At 68.0% G+C, this 11,550-nt stretch carries 7 protein-coding genes; 1 reads left to right on the forward strand and 6 read right to left on the reverse strand.

Annotation, left to right across the window (positions count from 1 at the left end):
- The first annotated feature begins 105 nt into the window (after positions 1-105).
- Positions 106-1,353 carry a TCR/Tet family MFS transporter gene (locus V7060_RS12845; RefSeq protein WP_334179645.1) on the forward strand — a complete coding sequence of 416 codons (1,248 nt, stop codon included), beginning with the start codon at positions 106-108 and terminating at the stop codon, positions 1,351-1,353.
- Positions 1,354-1,403: 50 nt separating this feature from the next.
- Here V7060_RS12845 and V7060_RS12850 read toward each other — a convergent pair whose 3' ends face one another.
- The 6 genes from V7060_RS12850 to V7060_RS12875 form a co-directional block, all read right to left on the reverse strand.
- Entirely contained in the window at positions 1,404-1,859 is a 456-nt protein-coding gene (locus V7060_RS12850; protein WP_334179646.1) for a PepSY domain-containing protein, read from the reverse strand.
- A 135-nt stretch (positions 1,860-1,994) separates the two neighbouring features.
- Complete coding sequence (locus tag V7060_RS12855; protein WP_334179647.1) at positions 1,995-3,170, reverse strand: benzoate/H(+) symporter BenE family transporter; 1,176 nt, start codon at positions 3,168-3,170, stop codon at positions 1,995-1,997.
- A gap of 116 nt (positions 3,171-3,286) precedes the next feature.
- Positions 3,287-4,171 (reverse strand): methylglyoxal synthase, encoded by an 885-nt coding sequence (locus V7060_RS12860; RefSeq protein WP_334179648.1) that lies wholly within the window; start codon positions 4,169-4,171, stop codon positions 3,287-3,289.
- A gap of 101 nt (positions 4,172-4,272) precedes the next feature.
- Entirely contained in the window at positions 4,273-5,739 is a 1,467-nt protein-coding gene (locus tag V7060_RS12865; RefSeq protein WP_334179649.1) for an FAD-dependent oxidoreductase, read from the reverse strand.
- Positions 5,740-6,457: 718 nt separating this feature from the next.
- On the reverse strand, positions 6,458-10,930 hold the full coding sequence (gltB, locus tag V7060_RS12870; RefSeq protein WP_334179650.1) for a glutamate synthase large subunit: 4,473 nt from the start codon (positions 10,928-10,930) through the stop codon (positions 6,458-6,460).
- 240 nt (positions 10,931-11,170) lie between these two features.
- Positions 11,171-11,536 carry an I78 family peptidase inhibitor gene (locus V7060_RS12875; RefSeq protein ID WP_334179651.1) on the reverse strand — a complete coding sequence of 122 codons (366 nt, stop codon included), beginning with the start codon at positions 11,534-11,536 and terminating at the stop codon, positions 11,171-11,173.
- Between the last annotated feature and the right edge of the window lie 14 nt (positions 11,537-11,550).

The following is an 11,550-nucleotide window of genomic DNA, read 5'->3' on the forward strand; positions in this document are numbered from 1 at the left end:
ACAACCAAGGTCCGCGATCGCGACTCACGTCGCTCCCACAAGGAGCTTCCACCTCGGCTAGCGCCATGCCCTACACTTGCGCACCTTTTCTGCGGTTGCACGCCTGTGAGCGCCGAGATCCCCGCCGTCCCCGGCCGCCGCGCCGCGCTGGTCTTCATCTTCATCACGGTGCTGATCGACATCCTGTCGTTCGGCGTGATCATCCCGGTGCTGCCGGGGCTGGTGCGCCAGTTCACCGGCGGCGACTTCGTGCAGGCGGCGTGGTGGGTGGGAACGTTCGGCATGCTGTTTGCCGCCATCCAGTTCGTGTGTACGCCGATCCAGGGCGCGCTGTCGGACCGCTTCGGCCGGCGTCCGGTGATCCTGCTGTCGTGCCTGGGCCTGGGCATCGACTTCGTGCTGATGGCGCTGGCGCAGTCGCTGCCATGGCTGCTGGTCGCACGCATTTTCTCGGGCGTGTTCTCGGCCAGCTTCACCACCGCGAATGCCTACATCGCCGACATCACCGCGCCGGAAAAACGTGCGCAGGCATTCGGCATGATCGGGGCGGCGTTCGGCGTGGGCTTCATCATCGGTCCGATCGTCGGTGGCCAGCTCGGCGCGATCGACCTGCGCCTGCCGTTCTGGTTCGCCGCCGGCCTGGCGCTGCTGAACTTCCTGTATGGCTGGTTCGTCCTGCCGGAGTCGTTGCCGAAGGAGCGCCGGACGTCGACGTTCGACTGGTCGCACGCCAACCCGGTGGGTTCGATGGTGCTGCTGAAGCGGTATCCGCAGGTCTTCGGCCTGGCCGCGGTCGTGCTGATCGCCAACCTGGCGCACTACGTCTACCCCAGCGTGTTCGTGCTGTTCGCCGAGTACCAGTACCGCTGGAACGAGCAGCAGGTCGCATGGGTACTGGCCGCCGTCGGCGTGTGCAGCGTGATCGTGCAGGCAGGCCTGGTCGGCCGCGTCGTGCCGCGGTTCGGTGAACGCCGCACATTGTTGTTCGGCCTGGCGTGCGGCGTGGTCGGCTTCTGCATCTACGGCATGGCCGACGTCGGCTGGATGTTCCTGATCGGCTTGCCGATCAGCGCGCTGTGGGGCCTCGCCGGCCCGGCCACGCAGGCGCTGATCACGCAGCAGGTCGGCGCCGACGTGCAGGGCCGCGTGCAGGGCGCGTTGATGAGCCTGGTCAGCCTGGCCGGCATCGTCGGCCCGATGATGTTCGCCGGTACCTTCGCGCTGTTCATCGGCAAAGCTGCGCCGGCCCATGTGCCAGGCGCGCCGTGGTTGTTGGCGGCGGTGCTGCTGGCCATCGGCTGGCTGGTGGGATGGCGGTTCGCCCGACCACCGCACGCGTCGACAGCCGGATAAGAGAAGGCCGCCCGAGGGTGGCCTTCTTCATGGCAAAGACGTAATGGCGATCAATCGTTCTCGACGTGGATGATCTCGCCCGTATTGGCGGCCAGGTGGATCTCGACATCGTTGCCGTCGGCGCGTTCGGCCTCGGCCTTCCACACGCCGTCATCGAAGTCGACGTCATGGATCCTGGAGTAGCCGGCGGCGGCCAGCTTGGCCTTGATGTCGTTCTCGCTGAGGTTCGACACCAGCTTCTTGGCGACGACATCCCCCGTCGCCGGATTGATGCGCACGTCGACGCGCTCGCCATTCGCGCTGGTGGCGTCGGTTTCCCACTGGCCGTCCTCGAAATCGAGATCGTCGATGTTCGTATAGCCCTTCTCGGCCAACAGCGCGCGCACCTGCGGTTCCTTCAGTGCGTCCTTGCCTGCGGTCGGTGCAGGCGCTTGCGCGAACGCGGCGCCGGACAGCGCGGCCAGCACGGCCAGGGTCGACAGACGATGACGAAGCGGGGTCTGCATGGAATATCTCCTGCGGGGATGGAGCCGGGAGCGTGCCCATGCCCGCATCATCCGCAGGTGAATCCGCGCCTTTCAACCTGAATGCTCCACGCCGCGTTCACCTGCGTGAGCCGAATGCGAATCGCGTCCGCGATCTCAGGCCCGACGCAGCACCAGCAGCGTGACCACGCCCGCCACCAACCCCCAGAACGCCGAGCCGATGCCGGCCAGCGTCAGTCCGGATGCCGTCACCAGGAACGTGACCAGCGCGGGTTCGCGCTCCGGCTCGTCGCGCAGTGCTGCGGCGAGGCTGTTGCCGATCGTCCCGAGCAGCGCGATGCCGGCGATGGCGAGGATCAGCTCCTTCGGAAACGCCGCGAACAAGGCGGCCACCGTGGCCCCGAACAGGCCGACGATGACGTAGAAAACGCCTGCGGCGATGGCCGCGACGTAACGGCGCGAGACATCCTCGTGCGCTTCGCGCCCCATGCAGATCGCGGCGGTGATCGCGGCGAGGTTCAGCGCGAAGGCGCCGAACGGCGCCAGCAGCAGATTGGCCACGCCGGTCCAGCCGACGACGGGGGAAATCGGAATCTCGTAGCCCGACGCGCGGATCACCGCCACGCCGGGCACGTTCTGCGAGGCCATGGTGACGATGAAGAGCGGCAGCGCGATGCCGACGATGGCGGCGAACGAGAACGTCGGCGCGATGAAGATCGGCGTCGCCAGCTGCAGCGACAGCCCGTCCACCTGCAGCAGACCGAGTCCAGCGGCGAACGCGATGCCGACCAGCAGCGTCAGGATCACCGCGTAACGCGGCAGTAGGCGGCGCGCCAACAGGTAGACCGTGAACATCGTCAGCACCATGCCGAGTTGCGTCTTCATCGCCGCGAACGCGTCGATGCCGAAGCGCAGGAGCACGCCGGCCAGCATGCCCGAGGCCAGCGACACCGGGATGCGGCTGATCATGCGTTCGAAGAACCCCGAGAAGCCGCACACCGCGATCAGCAGCGCCGACAGCAGGAACGCGCCGATCGCATCGGACAATGGCAGGCCGGCCGCGCTGCTGATCAGCATGGCGGCGCCCGGCGTGGACCACGCGGTCACCACCGGCATGCGGTAACGCAGCGACAGTCCGATGCACGTCAGTCCCATGCCCAGGCCGAGCGCCCACATCCACGAACTGATCTCCTCCGGCGACGCGCCCAGCGACTGCGCCGCCTGGAAGACGATCACCGCCGAACTGGCGAAGCCGACCAGCACGGTGACGAAGCCGGCGGCGATGGCGGAGAGCGAGAGGTCTTTCAAGAAGTGACGAGGCGTGGCGCTCATCGCGGCTGTGGTTCCTGTAGGAGCGACGTAAGTCGCGACCGTAAAAATGAAACTACCTTCGTCCTGTCGATGCCTGTTGTGCTGGTCCACAGGAAGTCCAGCCGTGCGGTCGCGACTTACGTCGCTCCTACAAATGCCAGACGCTTGCCGACTGATTCGCACCAGCGTCGGGCGACCGCCAGCGACGTCGTGCACACTGCCTCGTCGGTGACGGTGGTCACTGCGCGTTCCAACAGCTGGATGTCGGCTTCGTGCTGGCGCGCGACGTGCGGATCCTCGAAGAAGATCACGCGCTGGCAGCGGCGCTCCAGCACGCGGTCGGCGATCTGTGCGTCGCCGCCGAGCGGTCCGCTCTGGAAGCGCTCCACCCACGGCTGGTCTTGCGGCCAGCCGCGGCTCCATGCCAGTTCGTTGAGGCGCTGGCCGGTCGTGCCGGTGGCCATGCGATGGGCGAAGCGCGACAGCACGTCGAAGTGGTCGTCGGCGAAGGCCAGCATCTGCGGCTTCATCGCATCGTGCGCAATCAGTGCCAGCGTCTGCGATTCCAGCGCATGGAAGCGGTCCGCGCCGCGGTCCGGGGCGAGGCCGGCATGGATGCGCTCCATCTCGATCCAGTCGCGCGCCGACGCCACGGTCGACAGGAACGGCTTGCCGTGGATGACGCACTGGCGTTTCAGCGCGATCGCTTCGGGGAAGATCGACGACGGATCGACCGGGTCGATGAAGTAGATCGCACCATCGAGGTGGCGTTCCGCGCCTTCCAGCCCGACGACTTCCGCCACCAGCTTCATCAGTCCGCCATCGCGACCGTAGGGATAGCGCTTCAGCGCCTCGTAGCCGCGCAGCATGCCGGCCGCGGCGATGGCATCGTGGGTACGGCCGACGGCATGCAGGCCGAGCTGTAGTTCGCGGATACCGGGTTCGCAGGCGTGCAGCCAGCGGAACAGCGCGGCGTCCTCGGTGTGGTGGTGCAGGCGGTTGGCGGCCAGGCCCAGGCGCATGTTCGAATCGTGTGGGACGTGAGTCGCGAGTCTAGCGTAGGGCGGGCCTTGGCCCGCCGCCGTTGCCACGAAGCGTGATGGGGCTTTCCGCCATGCCGCGATCAGGTGGGCTGGAGTCCACCCTGCGCGAGCACCAGCGTCGCGATGCTACCCGCCGCGTCGCGCCCTTCCGCCACCGCAGTGACCACGAGGTCAGCGCCACGCACGGCGTCGCCGCCGGCGAACAGCTTCGGATGCGTGGTCTGGAACGGCAGGCGATCGCCACCGCCGGCGACGATGCGGCCGTTCGGCGTGCCTTCGACGCCGACCTCGGCCAGCCACGCCGGCACGGTCGGCGAGAAGCCGAACGCGATGATCACCACGTCCGCCTCCAGCACCGACTCGCTGCCGTCGATCGGCACCGCGTTCTGGCGGCCGCGTTCGTCGGGTTCACCGAGCGTCGTTTCCACCACCTGCACGCCGGCGACGCGGCCGTCGTCGCCCGCCACGACGGCGAGCGGCTGGCGGTTGAAGAGGAAACGCACGCCTTCTTCGCGCGCATTCGCGACTTCGCGTGCGGAGCCGGGCATGTTGGCTTCGTCGCGGCGGTAGGCGCAGGTGACCTTGGCGGCGCCCAGGCGGATCGCGCTGCGCACGCAGTCCATGCCGGTGTCGCCACCGCCCAGCACGACCACGCGCTTGCCCTCCAGGTCGGGCAACGCCAGCTTGTCCTCCCAGCCGGCGATCGCGCGACCCCAGGGATCGCTGCCGCTGACGATGCGGCCGTTCTGCACCAGGAAGGGCAAGGCCGGCAGCACACCGTCGAGATCCTGGCCCGGCAGGCCGCCGTCGGTGTAGCGGTAGGCGCCGGTGCCGAGGAAGACCGCGTCGTACTCCTCCAGCAACTGCGCAAGGGTGATGTCGCGGCCGACTTCCACACCCAGGCGGAATTCCACGCCCATGCCTTCCAGCACCTCGCGACGCGTGGCGATGACGCTCTTGTCGAGCTTGAAGCTGGGAATGCCGAACTGCAGCAGGCCGCCCATCTGTTCGTAGCGATCGTAGACGACGGCCTGGATGCCGGCGCGCGCCAGGCGATCCGCGCAACCGAGACCTGCCGGTCCGGCGCCGATCACCGCGACGCGCTTGCCGGTCGGCTGCACATCGCTCAGGTCCGGTCGCCAACCATTGGCCAGCGCGGTGTCGACGATGTACTTCTCCACCGCGCCGATGGTGACCGCGCCGAATTCCTCCAGCGTGCAGCTGCCTTCGCACAGGCGATCCTGCGGGCAGACGCGGCCGCAGACTTCCGGCAACGGGTTGGTGGAATGGCACAGCGCCGCAGCTTCCTCGATGCGGTTCTCCTGCACCAGCTGCAGCCACTGCGGGATGGCGTTGTGTACCGGGCACTTCCAGCTGCAGTAGGGGTTGCCGCAATCCAGGCAGCGACCGGCCTGGTACTGCGCCTCGTCCTTGCCGAACCTGCCGTACAGCTCGCCCCAGTCGCCGCCCGTGCGCAGTTCCAGCGGAATGCGCTGCGGCATCGTCCGCGGCAGGTCGAGGAACTGGAATACCTGCTTCTTGCTCATGGGGACAGCCTCTGCTCCCTCCCCCGTTTACGGGGGAGGGTTGGGGTGGGGGGACAACCGGAGCCGGGATCGAGTTGGGACAGCACGTGTTTCGAGTGTCGGCTTCGAGCCGAGACGGAGCGCTCGCACGTACGGGCGTCGGCTTGCCCCCATCCCAACCTTCCCCCGCGGGCGGGGGAAGGGGCCGTTTCCTGATGGTGGAGCGCACTCATGCCGCCCGCCTCAAGGTCTCGTTCAACGAATCGATGTTCGCCGTGAGACAGCGTCTGCCCCCTCCCCTGTTCACGGGGGAGGGTTGGGGTGGCGGGAAAACCGGAGTCGGGATCGTGGTGAAGCAACACATGTTTCGAGTGGTCGTTTCGTGCCGGCTGTCGGCAGGCAAGCGCACCGACGTCGATCTGCCCCCATCCCAGCCTTCCCCCGCGGGCGGGGGAAGGAGCGGTTTCCGGACGACGGAGCACGCTCATGCCGCGCACCTCGAGGTCTCGTTCAACGAATCGATGTTCGCCGTGAGACAGCGTCTGCCCCCTTCCCCGTTCACGGGGGAGGGGTGGGGTGGGGGGACAACCGGAGCCGGGATCGTGGTGAAGCAACACACGTTTCGAGTGGTCGTTTCGTGCCGGCTGTCGGCAGCCAAGCGCACCGACGTCGGTCTGCCCCCATCCCAGCCTTCTCCCGCGGGCGGGGGAAGGAGCAGGTCCCGGATGACGGAGCGCACTCATGCGGCGCGCCTCAAGGTCTCGTTGAGCGAATCGATGCTCGCGGCCTTCGGCTTCACCAGCCAGAACTTGCCCACGTAGTCGCGGAACTCGTCGAGGACCTGCTGCGCCCAGATGCTGCCGGTCAGTTCGCGATGGCGGCTGACCAGCGTGTGCAGGTGCTGGCGGTGGCTCTCGAAGCCTTCCGGGCTGATGCGGTGGATGTCGATCAGCTCGTGGTTGTAGCGGTCGACGAAGTCGCGGTCCAGGTCCAGCACGTAGGCCAGGCCTCCGGTGAAGCCGGCGCCGAAGTTCAGGCCCACCTTGCCCAGCACCAGCACGATGCCGTCTGTCATGTATTCGCAGCAGTGGTCGCCGGCGCCCTCGATCACTGCCAGCGCGCCGGAGTTGCGCACGCCGAAGCGCTCGCCCGCGCGGCCGGCGGCGAACAGTTCGCCACCTGTCGCGCCGTACAGGCAGGTGTTGCCGATGATCGGCGTGTTGCGTGCCTCGAAGCGCGCGCCGCGCGGCGGACGCACCACCAGCCGGCCGCCGGCCATGCCCTTGCCGACGTAGTCGTTGGCTTCGCCTTCCAGTTCCATCTGCAGGCCGCCGGCGTTGAACGCGCCGAAGCTCTGCCCCGCGGTGCCGCGGAAGCGCAGGTTGAACGGCGCATCGGCCATGCCCTGGTTGCCGTGCGCGCGCGCGATGGCGCCGGACAGGCGCGTGCCGATGCTGCGGTCCGTGTTGTGGATCAGGAAGCGGTGGTCGCCGCCGCTCTTCTTGCGGATCGGTTCGGCGAGCAGGCCGTCGAGCTGCGTGGCCAGGCTGTCGGGCGATTCGTACAGCCGCTGCGCCGCGCACGTGCTGCTGTCGAACTGTGCGCCCTTCAGCAGGCGCGACAGGTCGACGCGGACGCCCTCGCGCGGTGAGGCGTCGATCTGCTGCAGCAGGTCGGTGCGGCCGACGATCTCGTCCAGCGACTTTGCGCCGAGATACGACAGCCACTGCCGCACTTCCTCGCTGAGCAGGCGGAAGAAGTTCTCCACGCGCTCGGGCAGGCCGGTGAAATACTGCGTGCGCAGGCGCTCGTCCTGCGTGGCCACGCCGGTGGCGCAGTTGTTGAGGTGGCAGATGCGCAGGTACTTGCAGCCCAGCACGATCATCGGACCGGTGCCGAAGCCGAAGCTGTCCGCGCCCAGCAGCGCCGCCTTCACCACGTCCAGGCCGGTCTTCAGGCCACCATCGGTCTGCAGCACGGTGCGGTCGCGCAGCTGGTTGACCACCAGTGCGTGGTGCGCCTCGGCGATGCCGAGTTCCCACGGCACGCCGGCATAGCGGATGGAGCTGACCGGGCTGGCGCCGGTGCCACCGTCGTGGCCGGAGATGGTGATCAGGTCGGCGCCGGCCTTCACCACGCCGGCGGCGATGGTGCCGACGCCCGCATGGCTGACCAGCTTCACCGAGACCAGCGCGGTCGGGTTGACCTGCTTGAGGTCGTAGATCAGCTGCGCCAGGTCTTCGATCGAATAGATGTCGTGGTGCGGCGGCGGCGAGATCAGGCCGATGCCGGGCTTGGCGTAGCGTAGCCGCGCGATCAGTTCGTTGACCTTGTGGCCGGGCAGCTGGCCGCCTTCGCCGGGCTTGGCGCCTTGGGCGACCTTGATCTGCAGCACTTCCGCGTTGACCAGGTATTCCGGCGTCACGCCGAAGCGGCCGGACGCGACCTGCTTGATCTTGCTGCGCTTCTCGGTGCCGTAGCGCGCGGGGTCTTCACCGCCTTCGCCGGAGTTGCTGCGGCCGCCGAGGCGGTTCATCGCGATGGCCAGCGCTTCGTGCGCCTCGGGCGACAGTGCGCCCAGGCTGATCGCGGCGGTGTCGAACCGGCGCAGCAGGTCGGCCGCATCGGCCACCTGGTCGAGGGGCGTCGGCACGTCGGCTTTCTTCAGCTGCAGCAGGTCGCGCAGCGCGGACGGCGGACGCGAATTCACCACATCCGCGTAGGCCTGCCAGTCGCGGGCGTCGCCGGTGCGCGTCGCGCGCTGCAGCGTCATCACCACGTCCGGGTTGTACATGTGGTACTCGCCGCCATGCACGTACTTCAGCAGGCCGCCCACCTCGGGCGATTCGCGGTCGTTCCAGGCGCGCGCATCCAGCTGGCGCGCTTCCAGGTCCAGCCGTTCGAAACCCACGCCGCCGATGCGCGACGGCGTTTCGGCGAAGCACAGGTCCACCACGTCCGGATCGAGGCCGACGATCTCGAACAGCTGCGCGCCGCGGTAGCTGCTGATCGTGCAGATGCCCATCTTCGAGATGATCTTCGACAGGCCCTTGTAGACGCCCTTGCGGTAGCTGCGGCCGATCTGCGCCTGCTCGCCGCCCTTCTTGATCTGCAGGATGCCGCGACGTCCCAGGTCGAACAGGGTCTGGTAGGCGAGGTAGGGATAGACGGCGGTGGCGCCGACGCCGATCAGGCACGCCATGTGGTGCGGATCGCGTGCGGTGCCGGTTTCGACGATCAGGTTGGCGTCGCAGCGCAGGCCGACGCGGCACAGGTGGTGGTGCACCGCGCCGGTGGCCAGCAGCGCATGCGCCATCGGCCGGCCCGGCTGCGGGTAACGGTCGGACAGCAACAGCATGACCTCGCCACCGCGCGCGGCCTGCTCGGCTTCGCGACAGATCCGCTCCAGGCCGGCCTTGAGGCCTTCCTCGGGCGAATAGGACAGGTCGATCAGGCGGTTCTTCTCGACGTACTGCGGCATCTTCAGCAACTGCCGCAGCTTGCGCTGGCTCAGCACCGGCGAATTGAGGATGACGTGGTTCACCGTCTCCGCGCCGGCGTGGAAGATGTTGGTCTCCCGGCCCAGTTGCGTGGTCAGCGACATCACGCAGTCTTCGCGCAGCGGATCGATCGGCGGGTTGGTGACCTGCGCGAATGCCTGGCGGAAGTAATCGTACAGCGGACGCGTCTGCCGGCTCAGTACCGCCATCGGCGTGTCGTCGCCCATCGAGCCGGTGGCTTCCTGTTCCGTTTCGGCGAGCGGACGCAGCACCTGCTCGACTTCCTCGGTCGTCAGCTGGAACAGCTTGTGGTACCCGCGCAGCGTCTTTTCGTCGAACGGCTCCTCGACCAGCGACGGATCGATCAGTTCGGTCTGCAGGTAGGTGACGCCCTGCTGCAGCCATTGCTTGTATGGCGCACGGCCGCGGTTGATGCGGTCCACCGCTTCGCTGTCGAGCAGGTCGCCGCGGCGCAGGTCGATGGCCATCATCTCGCCCGGACCCAGCTTGCCCTTGCGGGTGACGCGTTCGGCCGGCACTTCCCACACGCCGGCTTCGCTGGCGACGATGAAGTGGCGGTCGCTGGTCAGCATCCAGCGCGCGGGGCGCAGGCCGTTGCGGTCCAGCGTGCACGCGGCGTAGCGCGCATCCATCGAGACGATGCCGGCGGGGCCATCCCACGGCTCGGTGTTGAGGCCGTAGAACTCGTAGAACGCGGCGAGGTCGGCGTCCTTGAATTCCAGCGACTGCGTGGCCGGCGGCACCAGGATGCGCAGCGCCTGGATCAACTCCATGCCGCCGGCGACCAGCAGTTCCAGCATGTTGTCCAGGCTCTGCGAATCGGAGCCGTGCATCGAGATGACCGGATCGAATTCGCCGATGTCGAAGCGCGGCGTCTTCCACACCTTGCTGCGCGCCTGCGCCCAGCGGCGGTTGCCCTCGATGGTGTTGATCTCGCCGTTGTGCGCCAGCAGGCGGAACGGATGCGCCAGCGGCCAGCGCGGCAGTGTGTTGGTGGAGAAGCGCTGGTGGAACACCACCGCGCTGCTGGCCAGTTCCGGGCGCTGCAGGTCGGTGTAGAACGCCGCCAGCTTGTCCGGCAGCACCATGCCCTTGTAGCCGATCGCGTGCGGCGACAGCGTGACCACGTAGAAATCGGGCACGTGCGCGCGCAACTGCTGTTCGGCGCGGCGGCGGGCCAGGAACAGCGCCAGCGCGAAGGTTTCGTCCTTCTGCTCGTCGCCGGCGTCGACGAACACCTGCTCGATGCGCGGCAGCGTGTCCTTCGCCAGCTGGCCGCACACGCCGTCGTTGGTCGGCGGAATGCGCCAGCCTCTGACGGTCACGCCGGTACGGAACAGTTCGGCTTCCAGCGTGGCGCGGCACTGCGCGGCCTGCGCCTCGTCGTGCGGCAGGAATACCAGGCCCGAAGCGAAGCGCGCGCCGGGCGCGATGTTCGCTTCGGTCGCGAGCGCGCGCAGGAAGACATCCGGTTTGCGGATCAGCAGGCCGCAGCCGTCGCCGGTGAGTCCATCGGCGGCGACGCCGCCGCGGTGGGTCATGCGCGACAGCGCGGCAATGGCGGTATCGACCAGCGCGCGCGAGGGCTGGTCGTCGAGTTGCGCGATCATGCCGAAGCCGCAGGCATCGCGCTCATCGTTGGGGTCGTACAGACCGTGGTCAAAGCCGCCTTGGCGATTGCGAGGGGCCATGTGTTGCCTCACACCGGAGTGACGGCGACACCGTGCCCTGCCCACGCAGCGGCACTTCGAAATGTCACCGGAGCCCCGACTAAATCACAGTTGTTGCGCTGCCGCAACAACACCTATTGCGCGCCACTTTGTTGGTTGCAACGGCAACTTTCCCCGGGGCGTCGGCGCGCGATCGCCGCGCATGAAAAAGCCGCCTGTGCAGGCGCAGGCGGCTCGTGGTCGAACCCGGTCGCGTGGCGGTCAGCCGCAGTTGACCGAAGTCGCTGCGCCCTTCTCGTCGAGGATGATGTTCAGGCGATTCGGATTGAAGTCCATCGTCGCGGCATCGCCGGGCTTCAGCGCGCGCACGGCGTCGGACTTGCTGTCGGTCTTGGCCTGCTCGATGTCCGCCGCGCTCGCCGTCTTGCCGATGATCCACTGCACCTGGGTGTCGTCGCAGGTGCCGGCGAGTTCGGTCGGTGCCGGTTCCGCGGGTGCCGGCTCGGCGGCTTCGGTGGCGGCGGCCTGCGATTGCTCGGCGGCGGCGGTCTGTTCGTCGGCATCGGGCGCGGAACAGGCGGCAAGCGAGAGGGTCAGCAACAGGGCGGGAATCGCGGCTCGGATCATGCGGCACTCCGGAA

The organism is Pseudoxanthomonas sp. (assembly GCF_036845285.1).
GTDB lineage: Bacteria > Pseudomonadota > Gammaproteobacteria > Xanthomonadales > Xanthomonadaceae > Pseudoxanthomonas_A.